This is a genomic window from Mesorhizobium sp. M7A.F.Ca.AU.002.02.1.1 (genome assembly GCF_003998535.1).
Taxonomy (GTDB): domain Bacteria; phylum Pseudomonadota; class Alphaproteobacteria; order Rhizobiales; family Rhizobiaceae; genus Mesorhizobium; species Mesorhizobium ciceri.
Genome location: NZ_RZPB01000027.1, coordinates 1 through 19,807, shown reverse-complemented (window position 1 = coordinate 19,807; position 19,807 = coordinate 1). Strand labels below are relative to the sequence as shown.

Annotated in this window: 13 protein-coding genes and 1 pseudogene; 8 read left to right on the top strand and 6 right to left on the bottom strand. The window is 64.7% G+C overall.

Annotation, left to right across the window (positions count from 1 at the left end; translation table 11 throughout):
• Window positions 1-218: Hsp70 family protein (locus EN879_RS39720; protein ID WP_245493790.1), on the bottom strand; the 218-nt coding region annotated here is incomplete at its 3' end.
• A 117-nt stretch (window positions 219-335) separates the two neighbouring features.
• Between EN879_RS39720 and EN879_RS03575 the strand changes: the two genes are divergently transcribed.
• The 5 genes and pseudogenes from EN879_RS03575 to EN879_RS03555 all read left to right on the top strand — a co-directional run bounded on the left by EN879_RS03575 (window position 336) and on the right by EN879_RS03555 (window position 10,168).
• A complete protein-coding gene (locus EN879_RS03575; RefSeq protein WP_063169677.1) occupies window positions 336-2,579 on the top strand; it encodes a hypothetical protein in 2,244 nt (747 codons plus the stop codon).
• 10 nt (window positions 2,580-2,589) lie between these two features.
• Window positions 2,590-6,433, top strand: a pseudogene (locus tag EN879_RS03570) (hypothetical protein).
• Between the two features lie 222 nt (window positions 6,434-6,655).
• Window positions 6,656-7,333 carry a ribulose-phosphate 3-epimerase gene (rpe, locus tag EN879_RS03565; RefSeq protein WP_063169678.1) on the top strand — a complete coding sequence of 226 codons (678 nt, stop codon included), beginning with the start codon at window positions 6,656-6,658 and terminating at the stop codon, window positions 7,331-7,333.
• Between the two features lie 402 nt (window positions 7,334-7,735).
• Window positions 7,736-8,476 carry a GntR family transcriptional regulator gene (locus EN879_RS03560; RefSeq protein WP_024502152.1) on the top strand — a complete coding sequence of 247 codons (741 nt, stop codon included), beginning with the start codon at window positions 7,736-7,738 and terminating at the stop codon, window positions 8,474-8,476.
• Window positions 8,477-8,653: 177 nt separating this feature from the next.
• Window positions 8,654-10,168: a malonyl-CoA synthase gene (locus tag EN879_RS03555; RefSeq protein ID WP_127273950.1), complete on the top strand. Its 1,515-nt coding sequence runs from the start codon at window positions 8,654-8,656 to the stop codon at window positions 10,166-10,168.
• Between the two features lie 27 nt (window positions 10,169-10,195).
• Here EN879_RS03555 and EN879_RS03550 read toward each other — a convergent pair whose 3' ends face one another.
• Genes EN879_RS03550 through EN879_RS03530 form a run of 5 tightly spaced genes read right to left on the bottom strand, consistent with a single transcriptional unit; the run spans window position 10,196 to window position 16,174 of the window.
• Window positions 10,196-12,235, bottom strand: a complete 2,040-nt coding sequence (locus EN879_RS03550) for an ABC transporter ATP-binding protein/permease (protein WP_063169680.1) — start codon at window positions 12,233-12,235, stop codon at window positions 10,196-10,198.
• A gap of 51 nt (window positions 12,236-12,286) precedes the next feature.
• Window positions 12,287-13,465 (bottom strand): N-acetylglucosamine-6-phosphate deacetylase, encoded by a 1,179-nt coding sequence (nagA, locus tag EN879_RS03545; protein ID WP_063169681.1) that lies wholly within the window; start codon window positions 13,463-13,465, stop codon window positions 12,287-12,289.
• Window positions 13,462-14,496: an SIS domain-containing protein gene (locus tag EN879_RS03540; protein ID WP_063170416.1), complete on the bottom strand. Its 1,035-nt coding sequence runs from the start codon at window positions 14,494-14,496 to the stop codon at window positions 13,462-13,464. The genes nagA and EN879_RS03540 overlap by 4 nt, the downstream gene beginning before the upstream one ends.
• Window positions 14,497-14,513: 17 nt before the next feature.
• The gene (locus tag EN879_RS03535; RefSeq protein WP_063169682.1) at window positions 14,514-15,296 is read right to left on the bottom strand and encodes a GntR family transcriptional regulator; all 783 of its coding nucleotides are present in this window, start codon (window positions 15,294-15,296) and stop codon (window positions 14,514-14,516) included.
• On the bottom strand, window positions 15,293-16,174 hold the full coding sequence (locus EN879_RS03530) for an N-acetylglucosamine kinase (protein WP_063169683.1): 882 nt from the start codon (window positions 16,172-16,174) through the stop codon (window positions 15,293-15,295). The genes EN879_RS03535 and EN879_RS03530 overlap by 4 nt, the downstream gene beginning before the upstream one ends.
• A 199-nt stretch (window positions 16,175-16,373) precedes the next feature.
• Here EN879_RS03530 and EN879_RS03525 point away from each other — a divergent pair, with 199 nt between their 5' ends.
• The 3 genes from EN879_RS03525 to EN879_RS03515 all read left to right on the top strand — a co-directional run bounded on the left by EN879_RS03525 (window position 16,374) and on the right by EN879_RS03515 (window position 19,769).
• Entirely contained in the window at window positions 16,374-17,333 is a 960-nt protein-coding gene (locus EN879_RS03525; RefSeq protein WP_027161162.1) for an N-acetylmuramic acid 6-phosphate etherase, read from the top strand.
• 2 nt (window positions 17,334-17,335) lie between these two features.
• Window positions 17,336-18,595, top strand: a complete 1,260-nt coding sequence (locus tag EN879_RS03520; protein ID WP_013528574.1) for an ABC transporter substrate-binding protein — start codon at window positions 17,336-17,338, stop codon at window positions 18,593-18,595.
• A 244-nt stretch (window positions 18,596-18,839) separates the two neighbouring features.
• Window positions 18,840-19,769 (top strand): sugar ABC transporter permease, encoded by a 930-nt coding sequence (locus EN879_RS03515; RefSeq protein ID WP_013528573.1) that lies wholly within the window; start codon window positions 18,840-18,842, stop codon window positions 19,767-19,769.
• Window positions 19,770-19,807: the final 38 nt, after the last annotated feature.

The following is a 19,807-nucleotide window of genomic DNA, read 5'->3' as shown; positions in this document are numbered from 1 at the left end:
CAGACGATGGAAGGCGTCGTGCGCGCGCCTTCCGCATTCTCGATTACCTTGGGCTCCTTGCCATCCATGATGGCGATGCAGGAGTTGGTGGTGCCGAGATCGATACCGATTACTTTTGCCATTTCTCTAGTCTCTCCGCTAAGCAGGCTCTCAGGACCCGTACAGGCGTTCCGACGAAAGCCCCTGTTCACAAGAAATCCCGTTCCGGCAACCGGCATTCCGGCGCCGAACGGCTTGGCGCGTATATAAGAACAGGCGGCATCGCGCGCAAGCATTCTGCGCAGGCCTTCCATGAACCTTTCCATCTCCGCCCGCGACTGATCTCTAGGTGCCGCATGGTGCGGCCCGGAAAGGAAGCCCCCATGACCAATAACCCAGAGGCTCTGCGGTCTCCGGGAACAACAGGAGCTCGGCGCGACCACCGCCTTCGGGACGGGGTCGATGCGCTGGGCTTTCCGCTGATTCCGTTGACCCTGCGTAAGACCAGGCGTATCGTCGTCTTGAGGAAAGCAGACAATTCGATCAGGGAAGAACGAGCCGGACCGCCGCGCCTTGCCCTGATTTGCGCGGCCAGCCCCGACGTTCTCCCGTCGACTACGGGGGGTAGTGTCATGTCTCGCATCCGCGGCTCGTTCGTGTCGTCTCTTGATGGCGGCTTGCGCCGTGCTGTGCATCCAGGCGGGTTGCTGGCGCTGGCACTCGGCCTGTGGCTGGGCGCCGCGCAGGCGCAGGAAACCCGGATCATCTATCCCGGCTCGATGGCGGTGACCGGATTCTCCGGCACCATCATTCCCAATTTCGACCCCCCTGATTCCGAAAAAGAGGGCCTGCCGCCCGGCGTCGATCCGGTCGACGAAACCTTCATCGACCCCACGCGCGCCACCTTGCGCGTGTTCGACGTTTCGCATCTGGGCGGCCCAGCCTCCGGCCAGCTGGTCAACACGCCGCCGCCCTTCGAGGTGACGGCGGAGCAGATCGGCCAGGTGTTCGGCGTCACCTATGATGACGGCGTGCGCGACGGCGTTCCATCGGGCATTCCCAATCTCTATGCCGGCGCCACCTCGCTGCACGGCATCCGTATCGTCACCCCGGATGCCGACGATGACGGCCGCCCCGAGAGGCAGCGCCGCGGCGCTGCCGGCGCCACCTTCATGGATGGCCAGTTCGGCACCGAAAACGGTGGCGGGCCGGGCACCGTCTGGAAGATCGACGGCATCACCGGCCAGGTCTCCAAATTCGCCGACATCGACACCAACAGCGGTCCCGGCATCGGCAATCTCACTTTCGACGCCACTCACCGCGAGTTCTTTGCGTCCGATCTCGACACCGGCCTGATCCATCGCATCGACGCCGAAGGCAGACTGATCGACAGCTTCGATCACGGCGTTGCCGGCCGGCCCACGCATGGGCTCGCTCCCGTCGCCGACGATGGTTCGGTGATGGACATACAAGGTGCCGCCTTCGATAGCGAAGACCCCGACAGCTGGGGCTACACGCAGGACGAGCGCCGCGTCTGGGGTGTCTCCTACCATGGCGGCCGGCTCTACTATTCGGTCGGCGAAAAGTCGGAAATCTGGTCGGTGGGCATCGCCCGCGACGGCAGTTTTGCCGGTGACCCGCGCTGGGAACTGACGGTCAGGGCCGACAAGGACTACGCCGTCACCGACATCGCCTTCGACAACAGCGGCTTCATGTACCTGGCCCAGCGCGGTCCGGTCGAAAACCGTTACGATTACGGCCAGTTCGCCGATTCCGGTAAAGGCGAGGTCATCCGCTACTTCCGGGAGAACCCGGACGATCCGGAAACGGAATCGGTCTGGGTCGAAGTGCCGCAGGAATATGCGGTCGGCTTCCCCCAAGGCAACCGGCAGTCGGCCGGCGGTCTTGATCTGCAATATGGCTATGATGCCGACGGCAATCTCGACAGCTCCGTCTGCACGCAGACGCTGGTCAACACGGGCGACAAGCTGCGCGACAATCCTTCACTCGCCGAACAGCTCGCAGCCGGCGGGCCGCTGGCCGTACACGGTGTGCAGATCACGCCGAAAGAGCTGGTCAAGCCGGCCAATGTGCCGCCCTTCGGCTCATGGTTCGTCGACTTCGACGGTTATTTCGAAGACCCGGAGGTCGAGGGCCATGTCGGCGATGTTGCCGTCTGGCACCCTTGCGAGGGCCGCGCCGGCTATTACGAGGAAATCCCGGGCGGCTACCTGCCCCCCTTCTACCCGCCGGATTTCCCACCACCCGGCAACCTGCCTCCATGTCTCGACGTCGACGACGTCCAGTATTACTGCACGCCTTCCGGCCTCGAGGCCGATCTCTATCTCCATGACCATGCCGGCTTCGGCGGCGATTCGATCAAGGTCCAGTCCAGGACGCCAGGCGTCGGGGTGACATCATCCCAGTCGCATGCGCCCGGCAAGCCCTACACGATCGACATCACCGGCCACTATCCGGGCGACACAGTCGATGTCGGGCTCTGCTTCTACAGGAAGTCCGACAAGGACAAGGGTGGCTATTACCCTTGCTGCAAGATGACTTTGCCGCTCAGAACCCCAGCCGCCAGCTGCGAACGTTGAGGAGGGGAAGATGAAAAATCTCGCACTCTCCCCGCTCGCAACGAACGCCCAAACAACCGTCATGGAGACGATCATGAAACCCCTGTCATACGCCAGGCGCGGCGCGCGCTGGCTGATGGCGGCCGGTATCGCGGTCGCCACGTTCACCCCGGTGCAAGGCTTTGCAGAAGACGCTGCCTCGATCACCCCGGAGCTGAAGCTCGATCTCGACAGTTCGCGCGTCGTCACTCCGAGGCCTGACCAGGTGGTGCCTTTCTTCACCAAGACAGGCGTTCAAAGAGGCTGCGATTACGTCGTCTACTCGCTGAGCTTCGGCTTGCGCGGCGATCCGCAGGGCCTTGCCGACCCGAGCCTCGAGGCCAGGCTGAAGAAGGTCAGGATCGACTTCAAGGACCAGCTTCCGCACGGCCTTGCGATCATCAACGTCAACGTGTCCGGCGACGGCACGGATTCGTCCGGCGGACCACTGCCGGGTGCAACGATCAGCACTTCGGCAAATCCGAACGATACTGCCACGGTTTCCGATTTCCGCATCTCCACGTCCGATGTCGACGGCGTCGGCGCTGCCAACGAGCGTGTGATCAACTTCGCGATCACGGCCAAGATCGATCGTGCGGCATTTCCCGCGCCGACGATCGTCGACAACCAGGGCATGATCAAGGTGACGGCCGGACCGGGCACCGGGACCATCATCCCATCGCAGGATCCGAGCAAGCCCGACGACGGTGACTTCAAGACCGGCGTGAAGACCTCGATCAAGATCGACGTCACCAAGTGCAATCCGCCACCGCCACCTCCCGGCAAGGAATGCTTCAAGGTGGAACGCGGTACGGTCGACTGCGTGCCCGGCGGCGGCGCCTTCATCTATCACATGCCGGTCGGCCCGGAGATGGGCGGCAAGTGGGTGCAGGTGTCGACGAGCACGCCCGGCATCAACATCATCCCCGATACCCAATTGGTGCCGGCGGGCGGCGGTGTGCTCAACTGGAAGATCGTCGGTGCCTCGCCCGGCGACGTCATCCACCTCATCGTCACCGGCATCGAAACCTATGCCGGTCCGAAGGAAGGCTGGGGCCTGTGCTGCACGCAGACGATCGACATCGTCATCCCGCGTGACCAGAGGTGCCCGCCCAGGGACAAGGAGCCGGACCTCAAGGTCGAGAAACGCGCCGACGTGACGCGTTGCACGATGGGCGGCGGCTGCGACTTCACCATCAGGGTCACCAATGTCGGCACCGGAGCCTACCACGGCAAGATCGTGCTCGACGAGGTGACGCTGCCGGCCGGCTCGACGCTCGATTCAGGGCCAAATCCACCTTGGGTCTGCGTACCCGGAACCACCCCGATGACCTGCACCTATCCGGTGACCACGCTCAATCCGGGGGCCTCCGTCGACCTCAAGCTCGGCTTCAAGCCGGCCGGAGGCTGGCAAGGCGGTGCTTTACGCAACTGCGCCACCTACAATTATGGCGCCAGCGGCAAGCCGCTGTTCGGCAGCCAGTCGAACGATCGCGGCTGTGCCTCGATCCCGATCTGCCGGCGCGGCGACCGTGACCGCGACTGCCGGCCGCCGGTGGAGAAGAAGGTCGACCTGATCCTGAAGAAGCGTGCCCGCGTCCCGGTCTGCTCGGCCGACGGCATCTGCACCTTCGTGATCGACATCATCAACAACGGCAGCGCCACCTACAATGGACCGCTGACGGTCATCGACAATTATCCCGGCGGCGCGCCGTCGTCCTCGACCTTCGGCCCGAACCCGCCCTGGACATGCGGACCGAACGGCCCCGGCCAGTTCCGTTGCGACAATGCCGGCATCTCGCTGCCTGCGGGCGCCTCGACGCCGATCTTCGTGAAGGCGGTCATGCCGGCCGGCTACCAGTCGGACACTGTCGAGAATTGCGCTGAGGTGAAGCCCATCCCCGGGGAAAACGACCTCACCAACAACAAGGCCTGCGCCAAGGAACGCTTCCGTCATCCCAATGGCGGCAAGCCGACCCTGCGCATCACCAAGGTGTGCAACGGCTCGCTCGCCGGTGCCGCGGTCGTCTCTTGCCGCATCACCGTCACCAGCCTTGGCACCGCTGCCCCCACCGGTCCGGTGCGGGTCAACGATGCCGCCACGCTGGTGGCCGGCGGCGCGCCCGTCCAGATCCAGACCGTCACCCCCGACGGCGCGGAATGGGCGTGCGGACCGGTTCCGGCCAATGCGCTGTCGTGCCAGATTCCCGGTGCCGTCATGACACCTGGAACCAGCCGCCACTTCGACGTGACGGTCTCGGCGAATGGCGCGTTCGAAAACTGCGCGCGCGGCTCCTATGGGCCTGCGCCGGGCGACGACGTCGTCTATCCCTTTGGCCAGGCCTGCGCCAAGGGCGGCGGTTCTTCGACCATCCGTGTCGAAAAGACCGGCGACCGCGAATGCAGGCTCGGCCAACCCTGCTCGTTCGAGATCACCATCATCAATGACGGAGCGACCGCCTTCTCCGGGCCGGTCCGCATCGGCGATGCGATCGGCGTGGAGGGGCTCGGCAGGCTGGAAGGCGTTGAGATCACCTCGATCGATCCGCCCTTCGGCTGCTCGCCGGAACCGGCAACCTTGCCTGCGTCCTGCATTGCCAACCTGACGCTCGGCGCCGGCGAAAGCCGGGTACACCATGTCACCGTGGTCATTCCCGACGACGGCCGCCTGGCCAATCTGCAGGGCAATGTCAGCGGCCAGAATTGCGTCGGCGTGCTGTCTCCCGACACACGGGTGCAGGGCGGTGGCGACGTGCTTGGCGGCGATCAGACCAATGTGCAGGGCGATCGCGGCAAGGCCTATGCCTGCCATCCCTTCACCATTAGCCAGGAGACGAGGAAGGAATGCTCGCAAGGCTTCGTCATGAACGATGCCGGCCGCTGCGTTTGCCCCGAAGGCACCACCTACCGCAACGGCCAGTGCTCGCCGGGCGGTGGTATCGTGCCGAAGCCGGAACAGCCGAAACGCTGTGTGCTGCTCGAGGGCCAGATCCGCACCGAGGACGGACGCTGCGTCTGCCCACGCGGAACCGGGCTCGAGAACGGCAGGTGCGTCAGGACCGACAAGCCCGAGCAGTGCACTATCCGTGGCCAGGTCCACAATGCGGATGGCGATTGTGTTTGCCCCAGGGGAACCGAGATCAGGGGCAATGCCTGCCGCCCGATCCAGCCAAAGCCGGAGCAGTGCACGATCCGTGGCCAGGTCCACGATGCCGATGGAGACTGTGTCTGCCCGCGAGGGACCGAGGTGCGCAATGGCGCCTGCCGTCCGATCCGGCCGAAGCCTGAGCAGTGCATCATCCGTGGCCAGGTCCACGACGCGGACGGAGACTGCGTCTGCCCGCAAGGCAACGAGGTCAGAAACGGCGCCTGCCGCCCGATCCGGCCAAGGCCTGACCAGTGCACCATCCGTGGCCAGGTCCACGACGCCGACGGCAATTGTGTCTGCCCGAGGGGTACCGAGGTGCGGGGCAATGCCTGCCGGCGCAAGCAGCCGACGCAGGAGCAGTGCGACGTACGCGGCCAGGTCCACAACAAGCGCGGCGAATGTGTCTGCCCGCGCGGCACCGAGGTGATCAACGGCGCATGCCGCAGGCAGGAGGTGGAATGCGCACCGGGCTCGCAGATGATCGATGGCCAGTGCCAGCCGATCATCAGGAGGCGCTGCCCGGAAGGCACGATCGGGCGCTACCCGAACTGCCGGGCGGTCCGCGGACAACCGTCGCTGGAGCTGAACCCCGGCCTGCTGCTGCAGCAGGTGCTGCAGGCGCAGGCCGCAGGTCGAACAGCGGCAGGACCAGGTTCCAGACAGAATCCTGAAGCTCCAGCAGCAATAACCACCTGCTCGACACGAGACCAGAAACCCCGCCGGAGCAATCCGGCGGGTTTTTCTTCGCGGCTGTGGGGACAAGCGGGAATTGGCCGCAGCATGATCGCGGATAACGGCACGCGTCCCAGCCTGCGCATCGACCGCGCCTGCACCCTCGACAAGTCGGCTGCGGCGCATTAGGCAGTCGATAGGGTGGCCAACGAGAAGGACACTCGGAAAGGCCGCATCCATGAGCAGAAAGACCCTGATTGCACCATCGGTGCTGGCATCGGATTTTTCCAAACTCGGCGATGAGGTCGAAGCGGTAGCGGCAGCCGGCGCCGACTGGATACATCTCGATGTTATGGACGGGCATTTCGTGCCCAACATCACCTTTGGCCCGCCAGTGATCAAGGCGATCCGCAACCGCACCAAGGCCTTCTTCGACTGCCATCTGATGATTGCCCCGGCCGACCCCTATCTGGCCGCTTTCGCCGAGGCCGGCTGCGACGGTTTGACCGTCCATGCCGAGGCCGGCCCGCATCTTGACCGCTCGCTGCAGACCATCAGGAATCTTGGCAAGAAGGCCGGTGTGTCGCTCAATCCGGCGACGCCGGAAAGCGTGGTCGAATACGTGCTCGACCGGCTCGACCTGATCCTGATCATGACCGTCAATCCGGGCTTCGGCGGCCAGGCCTTCATCCCAGCGATCGTCGACAAGGTGAAGCGGGTCAAGGCCCTCATCGGAGGCCGGCCAATCCGAATCGAGATCGACGGCGGTGTTTCAGCCGAAACCGCGCCGCTGGTCACCGCTGCCGGCGCCGACGTGCTGGTGGCGGGCGCCGCCATCTTCAAAGGCGGCAGCGTCGAGGCTTATCGGCAGAACATCCAGGCGATCAGGACGGCAGCCGATAAGGCAGCCGATTGACCAGCAGTGTTCCCGCGTCAGCCCTGCATGCCGGCTAAGGTTCTGGTGCCGGGCGGGTTTGTGAAGCTTTTGGGGCAACGGCATCGGATGTGAGCGATTGCCTGATTCGGTTTTCAGCTCCGTCGTCTATGCCCAAAGCAGACAGTTGATCTCGCACGAATACAAAAGAACAAAAAGAACAGGTTCTCCTGCGTGCATACAAAACATGTTAAGTGCCCGCAGGTTGTGAAAAAGCGCGGAATTACAGCATTGAACTCCGAAATGCCGCATATTCCTTTGTGCTAAAGTACAATAACGTGATCTTCTGCTTGAGCAGGCGAATCTTCGCCCTGTATGGTACAAGTACGAGAAGGCGAATGCTTTCGGATCGCCCGGGACAAGTCCTGGGGACAAGGAGTCGCTTTGACATACGGAGCTGCCAATCTGAACGACGACGCTGCCGGACCGAAGAGCACGCTTGCCACTACGGTCTATCAGCAATTGCGGGACGATCTTCTCGGCGGTGTCCTTGAAGCCGAGAGCAAGCTGCGGGTCGAGTGGGTGGTCTCCAAATATGGAGCCGGCGCCTCGCCTGTCCGCGAAGCCCTCAATCGCCTCGCCTCGGAAGGGCTTCTCGGCCGGCACGACCAGCGCGGCTTCTTCATCATGCCGGTCAGCGCCTCGGAACTCGAGGAGCTGACGCGCACCCGCTGCTGGCTCGAGGAGCGAGCGCTTCGCGAATCCATCACCCACCGCACCGCCGAATGGGAAGAACAGCTCGTGCTGGCGCTGCATCGCCTGGGACGCGCGTCACGTCTGGCACCGCAGAATCTCTTCTCGCTCAATCCCGATTGGGAGAGGCTGCATCGCATCTTCCACAGGGTGCTGATTTCGGCCTGCCGGTCGCAATGGCTGGTGGGCTTTTGCGACCAGCTCTCCGATCACGCCTATCGCTACCGGCAAATGGCCAATGATGGCGAAGGCGTCCAGCGCGACGATTTCGGCGAGCATCGTCTGATCGCCGAATGTGCCCTCGACGGCAATGCCGACGGTGCCGTCGAGGCCCTGCTCAACCACTACCGGTTGACTGCGGCCATGTGCATGAAGCGCTTCGAGCAGGACGAGGAAACGAAAGAAATCGCCGGCAAACGCGCTCGGCGATAGCAGTCGTTTCCTGGCGGGTCTCTTGTGCTCGTTTCTTGCACGCAACCTGCGTCGGCGCGGCCGGCGTGAACCGCTGTCGGCGGGCTTGACGGCGCGGCCAAGAACCGCGAACTCTCGCCGCCGAGGCATGCCGCGACAGGCGCATGCTCAGCGCCGCAGCACCCCAGGGAAGTCTTCATGAGCAATCATCTGTTCGATGCGTTCCGGTCCCGGATGCCGGCGCCAGCGCGCTTGCTGATGGAAACCGATGATGGCCGCTCGATCACCTATGGCGATATGCTGGCCCGCTCGGCGCAGCTTGCGCATGCGCTCCTGCAACTGGATGTCGAGCCCGGTGACCGCGTTGCCGTGCAGGTCGAGAAGAGCCCGGAAGCGGTCATGCTCTATCTCGCCTGCCTGCGCGCCGGCGCCGTCTTCCTGCCGCTCAACACCGCCTACACGCTGGCTGAGCTGGAGTATTTCTTCGGCGACGCGGAACCACGCCTGGTCGTCTGCGATCCGGCAAGAGCGGCCGACATCGGCGCGCTGGCGGAAAAGACGGGCGCCGTCACCGCCACGCTCGGCCGCGATGGCCGGGGATCGCTGACCGAGCAGGCCTCGCGGCTGCCGACGGATTTTCATGACGTGGCGCGCGGGCCGGATGACCTCGCGGCAATCCTCTACACGTCGGGAACCACCGGTCGTTCGAAAGGCGCCATGCTCAGCCACGAGAACCTTGCTTCGAACGCGCGCGTGCTGGTCGAGCACTGGCGTTTCACCGGAGACGACGTGCTGATCCACGCATTGCCGATCTTCCACACGCACGGCCTGTTCGTCGCCACCAACGTCGTCCTGATGGCCGGCGCCTCGATGCTGTTCGAGCAGAAGTTCGATCCGGCCCGCATCGTCTCGCTGCTGCCGCGTGCCACGGCCTTGATGGGGGTGCCGACCTTCTACGTGCGCCTGCTGCAGGATGAGGGGCTGGACCATGAGGCGGCGAAAAACATCCGTGTGTTCATTTCCGGGTCGGCTCCGCTGCTGGCCGAGACGCACAAGGCCTGGCGCGAGCGCACCGGCCACGCGATCCTCGAACGCTACGGCATGACCGAGACCAACATGAACACCTCGAACCCCTATGAGGGCGAGCGGCGCGCCGGGACCGTCGGTTTGCCCTTGCCCGGCGTCACGCTTCGCATCGCCGATCCAGACAGTGGCGCAGCGCTTGCGCAGGGCGAGGTCGGCATGATCGAGGTGAAGGGCCCAAACGTCTTCGGCGGCTATTGGCGCATGCCGGAGAAGACCAAGGCGGAATTCCGCGCCGGCGGTTTTTTCATCACCGGCGATCTCGGCACGATCGACGCCGACGGTTACGTCCACATCGTCGGCCGCGGCAAGGACCTGATCATATCGGGCGGCTACAATATCTATCCGAAGGAACTCGAAAGCGAGATCGATGCGCTCGACGGGGTTAGCGAAAGCGCCGTCATCGGCGTTGCCCATCCGGATTTCGGCGAAGGCGTCACCGCCATCGTCGTGCGGGCGCCGTCTTCGCGGATCACCGGCGCCGAAATTCTCGGTGCCATCGCCGGACGGGTGGCGAAATACAAGCATCCGAAGCGGGTGATCTTCGTCGATGAACTGCCGCGCAACACCATGGGCAAGGTACAGAAGAACCTGCTGCGCGACACCTACAAGGACATATACGCATCATAGTTGCGCGGTGCCCGGGGCAGCGGCGCCTTACTCCTTGCGCGCCCTTTCGACCCGACTGCCGGAGCCCCACAAGGCGCGCTTCAGCAGGTTGCGCTTGCGCGGCACGAGGTTGATGTCGCTGACAAGCTTGGCGCCGCCCTCCCGCCGTTCGAGGGTGATCTTGCGGCTGTGGAAGGCTTCCAGCTCGGCACGGTGCGCCACGCTGATGATGGTGACATCGGGCAATTCGCGGATCACCGTCGCCATCATGGCGTCCTGGCTCTTCTCGTCGAGCGCCGAGGTTGCTTCATCCAGCACGACGATATCGGGGCGGTGCAGCAGCAGGCGCGCGAAAGCGAGACGCTGCTTTTCGCCGCCCGACAGCGTCTGGTCCCATGGCGCTTCTTCCTTGATCCTTTCGGCAAGATAGGCCAAGCCGACCTTGTCCAGGGCGGCCTTGATCTGTTTGATCGTCCACTTGTCCGCGGCCGCGGGATAGGCGACCGCGCGGCGAAGCGTGCCCGAGGGGATGTAGGGGCGTTGCGGCAGCATGAACAGTCGCCTGTCGGCATGAAAATTGACGCTGCCGCCGCCCCATGGCCACAGGCCGGCAACGGCCCGCACCAGCGTCGACTTGCCCGAGCCGGATTCGCCAGCCACCAGCACACGCTCGCCCGGTTCGATCGCAACCTCGGTTTCCTTGACCACGGAGGTGCCGTCGTCGAGCGTGACGGAGAGATCGTCGAGGCTGAGCATCGCACCGTCTTCGGTTTCGCCGTGCTGGATGCGTCCGAGCGCGTCGCTCTGCTCCGCACGCTCGAGCCCGTCGAGCGACATCATCAGCGAGGCGATGCGTCGCGCCGAGGCGTTCCAGTCGGCAAGACGCGGGTAGTTGTCGACCAGCCATCCGAACGCGCCCTGCACGATGGCGAAGGCGGAGGCAGCCTGCATCACCTGTCCGAGCGACATCGAGCCTTCGAGGAATTTCGGCGCGCAAAGCAGGACCGGCACGACCGGCGCAAACAGGCTCGACCCCTGCGACACCAGCGCCGTGCGCATGTGCTGGCCCGTCAGCAGCGCCCATTGCCTGAGCACATGACCGAAATTCCTGTCGATGCCGCTGCGCTCCTCCTCCTCGCCGCCGAGCAATGCGATGCTCTCGCCGTTTTCGCGTACCCGCGTCAGCGTGTAGCGGAATTCGGCTTCCGCCTGGTTCTTCTGCTCGGAGAGGCGGACGAAATGCCGGCCGATGACCACCATCGACGTGGAGGTGATGGCGGCATAGATGACTGCGGTGATGACGAGGAAGCCGGGAATGGTCAGGTTTTCGCCACCGATCGGCAAAGTGAGCGCGCCGCCGATCGTCCACAGCACCACGATGAAGGTCGAGGCCGACAGGAACGCATTGAGGACGCCGGAGATGAAATCGACCGGTGACTCGGTGGCGATCCGCAGATCCTCCGTGAGGCGGGCTTCGGGGTTCGAGTGGTCGCCGGCGACGAGATTCAACTGGTAGTAGCGGCCATTGGCAAGCCAGCGTGCGATGACGGCGGTGGTCAGCCAGGAACGCCAGCGGCGCTGGATCGTCATGCGCAGATAGACCTGCGCGACCACAAGGCCCGCGCTTCCAGCGACGAGCGGCAGGAATATGGCGCTAAGCACATAAACGGTGTGGACGTTGCGTTGCTCGATGGCGTCGAAGAAGGAGCGGTTCCAGACGTTGATCCCGTATTGAAAGCCGACATTGACGCAGATCAGGATCAACAGCCCGATCGTGAGCGGCCAGGCAAGCCCATCGCCCCGCCTGGCCCAGTAGCCGCGCCCGCTGATCCAGAAACGCCGCAGCAGGTATTTCCGGCGCGCCTGCTCGGCTTCTTCGGGCGTCAGTTGCGGATCCGGCTCGACAGCCTCCGGTGGCGGTCCCGGCTGGCCGTCGACCTCGGGGGCAGCTTCGGCAGTCGGCGGTTTTTTTTCGCGCAGATCCTCTTGGCGCGGCCTGTGGTCACGCGGCGCTTGCTGTCGCGGCTTCAAGGCACCGCGCGGTTTGATGCCGTCGGCCTGTTTCAATTTGGGTTTCGCCTCGGACATACGCTCCGACAACGACCTCAAAATCAAAAGGTTTCACGACGACAGCCGATATCAATGCGCAGTGCCGTAGCCGGCTCCAAAAACCTTTTCGCCGCCGATCCAGACGCCCTTCGGGTCGAGATCGTCCGACAGCGCGACAATATCCGCAGCCGTGCCGTTGGCGAATCGGCCAAGCCGGTGCGACTGGCCGATTGCTTGCGCCGGATAGAGCGAAGCCATGCGCAAGGCCTCGGAAAGCTCGACCCCGATGACGCGGTGGGTGAAACGAATGGCCGAGATCATGTCGAGATCGGCGCCCGCCAGCGTTCCGTCGCCGAGCCGCAGGCTGCCATGCCTGCGATAGACGGTACGGCCGTTGAGCGTGAACGACGTCATGTCGGTGCCGATTGTCGCCATGGCGTCGGTGACCAGAACGATCCTGGCCGGCCCCTGCTTGGCGCGCAGTGCGATCTTGATGGTGGCCGGATCGACATGGATGCCGTCGGCGATGAGACCGGCCGACAAGGCGCCGATGTCGATGGCGGCGCCCGCCAGGCCAGGCTCGCGATTGCCGATCTGGCTCATCGCATTGAACAGGTGGGTAACCATCGAGGCGCCCGCCGCGGCAAAGGCGCTGGCGGTGGCGTAGCCGGTGTCGGAATGGCCAAGGCTGACGATGACGCCGGCCTTAGTCAGCGCCGCGACGCGAGCCGGCTCGACGGATTCGGGCGCGATGGTGGTCAGCAGCACCGGCAGCTTTTGCCGCGCCGCGATCAGCATCGCCTGGTCGGCATCCGTCATCGGCCGGATCAGCGCCGGATCATGCGCGCCCTTGCGGGCGACCGACAAATGCGGGCCTTCGAGATGCAGCCCGAGAAAGCCAGGCACCTTCTGGCGCGCCGCCGCCTCGCCGGCGGCGACAGCGGCGGCCGTGATTGCAGGCGTGTCGGTGATCAGCGTCGGCAGCAGCGCCGTCGTGCCGAAGGGCGCGTGGGCGCGGCAGATGGTCTCGATGGAAGCGACATCGGGATGGTCGTTGAGCATGACGCCGCCGCCGCCATTGACCTGCAGGTCCACGAAGCCCGGCACCAGCAGGCCGTCACCGGCGTCGACGAGGGCGATGTCCGAGGGGACGGCGCCCGTGGGCAAAATGGCCTCGACGAGACCGTCGCGCACGACCAGCGCGTGGCCTTCATGCCAATCGTCGCCGTCGAAAATCCGGGCGCCAGTCAGGGCAAAGCGATTGCTCATACGGTCTCCGTCACCTTGCGAAGATTGCGCGGCGTGTCCGGGTCGAGACCGCGATGGCGGGCAAACGCCTCGACGAACATGTAGAAGGAGACGATCAGCGTCAGCGGATCGGTCAGTGGATGGCCTGTGGCGACATGCGGCAGGCGCACGGCGCGTTGGGCAAGTGCCGAGGTGACGAACACCGGCGCGCCCTTGGCCGCCAGGCTGTCGGCGGCCTCGGCAATCGACGGTTCGGACGCGTCGCGCGCGGCCAGCGCCAGCACCGGAAAATCAGGGCCGACCAGCGCCAGCGGGCCGTGCATGACCTCGGCGGCGCTGTAGGCTTCCGCATGCATGCCGCAGGTCTCCTTGAATTTCAGCGCAGCCTCATTGGCCATCGCCGCCGACGGTCCGCGGCCGAGGATGAACAACGACTTCTGCTTCTCGATCGTCTCAGAGATCACGCTCATCCAGTCGCAGGCGATCGCCTTGCCGAAATGCTCCGGCAGGCGGGCAAGCGCCGCCAGCAGCGCATCGTCGCCGGTGGCATGCGCCATCAGAGCGAGGCCGGCGACGGCCGAATTGATGAAGGTCTTGGTCGCCGCGACGCTGCGCTCGGGGCCGGCCAGGATGTCGATCGCATAGTCCGAGGCACGCGCCAGCGGCGAATCGGCGGTGTTGGTGATGGCGACGGTCAGCGCGCCTCCCGCCCGCGCGGTTTCGGCCATGGCGACGATGTCGGGGCTCTTGCCCGACTGCGAGATCGCCAGACAGGCCGAGCCGGCGAGCCTGAGCTTGCGGCCATAGATCGAGGCGATCGACGGCCCGACCGATGCGACGGCCAGGCCCGCGGTCAGCTCGACGGCGTATTTCATGAAGGTGGCGGCATGGTCGGACGAGCCGCGCGCCACGGTGACGACGAACTGCGGGTCGCGTTCACGGATGCCGCGCCCGGCTTCGGTCAGCACGGCGCCGGAGCCGTCGAGCAGGCGGGCGACGGCCTGCGGGACCTCCTCGATCTCGCGCCGCATATGGGTCATCTCTGTCGACATGGTCGGCTCTGTCGTGCTCATGGTCGGCCCTCTTCGCTCGGCCCTGTCAGCCGCAGTTCGGCGACGAAATCATAGGCGTCGCCCCGGTAGATAGAGCGGGTGAATTCGATCACCTTGCCGCTCGCCAGATAGGAAATGCGTTCGATGTGCAGGCCGGCAATGCCTGGCGGCACCTCGAGCAGGCGCGCGTCGCTGTCGCCGAGATTGGCGGCGGAAATGCGCTGCACCGCCCGCACCGGCCGATTGCCGGTCAATTCCAGCGCGGCATAGAGCGAGGAGCCTATGTCGGCCGGGTCGGGCAACACGCTGGCCGACAGCGAGGCCCGCTCGATCGCCAGCGGCGTGTCGTTGGCAATGCGCAGGCGCGCCACGCGCGCCACCAGTTCGTTCGACGACAGGCCGAGCACCATCATTTCGTCGGGCGAAGGTGCGTAAAGGCCGCGGTCGAGCCATGCCGAACGCACCACCATGCCGCGCCGCGCCATGTCCTCGGTAAACGAGGTCAGCCGCGACAGCGACTGTTCGACACGCTCCATGCGCGGCGCCACGAAGGTGCCGGAGCCGTGGCGCTGCACCAGGATGCCGCCCTTGACCAGGTCCTGCACCGCCTTGCGCACGGTGACCCGCGAAATATCGGCCTTGGTGGCGATGTCGCGCTCGGAGGGCAGCGCGTCGCCCGGCCCGATCAGGCCGCGGTTGACCGCGTCCTCGATGCTCTTGCGCAGCTGCAGATAAAGCGGCGCGCCGCTTTGCGCCTGATGTTTCAGCGTGGCGAAGATCTGGTCGGCGGCCTCGCTCATCGAGTTGCCTTCGCGTGTCCGGCGAAAAGGCGAACCGCCATCTGCACCGCGCCGCCCAGCGCGTCGTCGAGCGGCGGCTTCAGCAGCGCCCGGTAGCGGGCAGACAGGCGCGGCGCGTAGAGCGGCGCCAGCCCGCCGAGGAGGCACAGCGGCGCGTCGTCGGCGAGATCGAGCGCGCCGAGCGAGGCTTCGACATCGGCAACCACCCTGTCGAGGATCCAGTTGGCGACGCTGTCGCCCTTCTCGGCGTGTTCGAACACCTTGGGTGCGAAGCCGCCGAAATCGCCGGGCTTGGCATTGGTGGTGAATTCGACGACATCCTCCGGGTTGTTGCGGAAGACGGCCAGCATGCTCTGCGTCAGCGGCGAGCCCGCGCGGACGCCGTCATAGGCAAGCAGTGTCTGTTCGAGCAGGTCGCGGCCGATACGGGCGCCGCTGCCCTGGTCGCCAACCTGGAAGCCCCAGCCGCCGATGGCGCGCGATTTGCCTTGTCTGCGCGCCATATAGGCGGTGCCGGTGCCGAGGATCGCCATGGCGCCGTCACCGGCGCCGACAGCGCCTTCCAGCGCGATTTCGGCGTCGGTCTCGACGCGGCTGATGCTGAATGGCAGGATCGCCTCGAGCTGCTGCCGGTAGGTGCCGACATTGGCGCCGGCAAGGCCGAGAATTGCGGGCGTTCGCGGGATCAGTTCCGGATCCTGCCCGGCGACGAGGAACGCCTGCCTGGCGGCCTCGACGATGTTCGAGCGGGCGCCGGTCAGGTCGGTGCGGATGTTGGCGGCGCCGCTTTTGGCGCGGCCGATCACCGTGCCGTCCGCCGTTGCCAGGGCGGCCCTGCAGCTGGTGCCGCCGCCATCGATTCCGAGCACGAAATTCACGTTGATTTCTCCTCCGGGCGGATAATACCAATAAAATACCAATAGCCAAGGATTAATTTCCGTTTCAAAAAGTTTAAGCCGTATTTTATTGAAGAATCTGCCTATTTCGGCGGCTCAGCGATTTCCGGCCCGCGAATTCGTTAATGCGTGTGGACAAGTGGTATTTTTTTGGTATTGTTCTGGTATTGGAGGAACCGGGATGGCCGAAACGCGCACCGAAGCGCTTCACAAAAATGCCGAGGGGCTGGATATCCAGCCTCCGGACGCCATCCTTTCCTATTTGGCCGATGCGCAGATCGAAGCCGCCAAGGTGGTGCGCCATGCCATTCCATCCATCGCCAGGGCCGCCGAGATCATCGCCGGCAGGCTGAAGAGCGGGGGCAAGCTTGCCTACGCCGCGGCCGGCAGCTCAGGCCTGATGGCACTGGCCGATGCGCTGGAGCTGCCGGGCACCTTCGGCATTCACCGCGACCGCATCGCCATCCTGATCGCCGGCGGCGACGACGCTTTCCGCACGCTGGCCGGCGGGCCGGAAGACGATACCGAGGAAGCCGCGGCAGCGGTCGCCGAGGCCGGCCTCGGCAAGGGCGACTGCCTGATCGCCATTTCCGCCAGCGGCACGACGCCCTATGCCGTGCGGGCCATCGAGGAGGCTGCCCGCCGCGGCGCTGCCACCATCGGCATCGCCAACAACAGGGACTCTGCGCTGCTGCGCCAGGCACAAACCGCCATCCTGCTCGAAACGCCGCCGGAACTGATCGCCGGCTCCACGCGCATGGGCGCCGGCACTGCCCAGAAGATCGCGCTCAACATGCTGTCGACGCTGACCGCCATCCATCTCGGCCATGTGCATGACGGCTACATGGTCAATCTCATGGCCGACAACATCAAGCTGCGCGACCGCGCGGCGCGTATCGTCGCCGCCGTCAGCGGCCGCGGCACGGACGAAGCGGCCCGCCTGCTCGAAAAGAGCGGCGGCGCGGTCAAGACCGCCATTCTGCTCGCCGCCGGCGCCGACAGCACTGACGCGGCGCAGAAGATACTGGAAGAGGCCGGCCAGAAGTTGCGGCCGGCCCTTTCCGCTATAGAGGGGAGCAAGGGCTCAAAAGCCTCTGTTCTCATCAAAACCGAACCTGAAAAAGGTCAACAGGGAGACTGAGCATGACAACGAAACTACTGACGGCACTGCTTTTGGGCACCAGCATTCTCGGCTCGGCCGGGTTGGCTCACGCCGACGACGTAACGCTCAACATCGAAAGCTGGCGCGGCGACGACCTTGCCATCTGGAAGGACAAGCTGATCCCGGCTTTCGAAGCCAAGAACCCGGGCATCAAGGTCGTGTTCGCACCGTCGGCTCCGACCGAATATGACGCCGCGCTCGGCGCCAAGCTCGCCGCCGGCTCGGCGGGCGACCTGATCACCTGCCGCCCGTTCGACAAGTCGCTTGAGCTGTTCAAGAAGGGCAACCTTGCCGATCTCTCGGCGCTGCCCGGCATGGAGAACTTTTCGCCGGTGGCCAAGTCCGCCTGGCAGACCGACGACGGCAAGGCGAGCTTCTGCGTGCCGATGGCTTCGGTCATCCACGGCTTCATCTACAACAAGGACGCCTTTGACAAGCTCGGCATCAAGGTGCCGGAGACCCGCGACGAGTTCTTCGCCGCGCTCGACAAGATCAAGGCCGACGGCACCTACATCCCGATGGCGATGGGCACCAAGGATCTCTGGGAAGCCGCGACCATGGGCTACCAGAACATCGGCCCCAACTACTGGAAGGGCGAGGACGGCCGCGCGGCGCTGATCAAGGGCGATCAGAAGCTGACCGACAAGGACTGGGTCGCGCCGTATGAGGAACTGGCCAAGTGGAAGCCTTATCTCGGCGATGGCTTCGAGGCGCAGACCTATCCGGACAGCCAGAACCTGTTCACGCTCGGCCGCGCCGCCATCTACCCGGCCGGCTCGTGGGAGATCGGCCTGTTCAACACCCAGGCGCAGTTCAAGATGGGCGCCTTCCCGCCGCCGGTCGAGAAGGCCGGCGACACCTGCTACATCTCCGACCATACCGATATCGGCATGGGCCTGAATGCGGCTTCGAAGAACGCCGATGCGGCCAAGACCTTCCTGTCCTGGGTCGCCTCGCCGGATTTCGCCACCATCTACGCCAACGCACTGCCGGGCTTCTTCAGCCTGAACTCCTCGCCGGTGAAGATGGAAGACCCGCTGGCGCAGGAATTCGTCTCCTGGCGCGGCAAGTGCAAGTCGACGATCCGCTCGACCTACCAGATCCTGTCGCGCGGCACGCCGAACCTCGAGAACGAGACCTGGGTTGAATCGGCCAACGTCATCAACGGCACCGATACGCCGGAAGCGGCGGCCAAGAAGCTGCAGACCGGCCTCGACAGCTGGTACCATCCGGCCAAGTAAGAGCTCAGGTAATGGAACCGGCCGGCGCACGCCTGGCCGGTTCCGGACTACCTCATTCAAAGTGCGCCTATTCAGATTGCGATTGTCGGCACCGCCTCCCGGCCTTACCCTCTCTTCGGGGAAGGCTAGCTGATCAGTCGCAGGCCTTTGTTCCTGCCGCATCGGCAGGAATGGTCGGGCCGTGCATCGAGGCATCATCTAGATCGATACCCTTTGGAACCGAGAGACGGCGGGGACCGAACTCATGGCCGCAGATATCAGACCGAAAAGACCGTTCCGCTGGCATATAGGCGTCTTCCTGGCGCCGGCGGTGCTTGTCTACACGGCAATCATGATCCTGCCGCTCGCCGGCACGCTGCAGCTCTCGCTGTTCCGCAACATCGAGCAGCACCAGGTCTTCGTCGGGCTGGAAAACTTCCGCATGCTGTTCGGCGATCCCAACTGGTCGGTGGGTTTCTGGAACGCGCTGAGGAACAACACCTGGTTCTTTATCATCCACATGCTGGTGCAGAACCCGATCGGCGTCATGCTGGCCGCGCTTCTGTCCAGCCCGAGACTGAGGTTCGCGGCCTTCTACCGCACGGCGATCTTCGTGCCGACCATCCTGTCCTTCGTCATCGTCGGTTTCGCCTGGAAGCTGATCCTGTCCCCGTTGTGGGGCGTAGCGCCGCATCTGATGGATCTCGTCGGCCTGAAAAGCCTGTTCACGCCATGGCTCGGCAAGGAACAATATGCGCTCACCGCACTCAGCCTGATTTCGGTGTGGCAGTTCGTCGGCATCCCGATGATGCTGATCTACGCCGCCCTGCTGTCGATCCCCGAAGAGGTGATCGAGGCCGCCGAATGCGATGGCATCACCGGCCTGGCGCAGTTCTGGAAGATCAAGCTGCCGCTGATCCTGCCGTCGATCGGCATCATCTCGATCCTCACCTTCGTCGGCAATTTCAACGCCTTCGACCTGATCTACACCGCGCAAGGCGCGCTCGCCGGGCCGAACTATTCGACCGATATTCTCGGCACTTTCCTCTACCGCGCCTTCTTCGGCTTCCAGCTGCAGGTCGGCGACCCCAATATGGGCGCGGCGATCGCCACGATGATGTTCCTGATCATCCTCGGCGGCGTCTGCGTCTATCTCTTTCTCGTCCAGACGCGCCTGCGTCGCTACCAGTTCTGAGGGGCCGAGAGATGAGCACCGCCACCCGTTCCGTACCC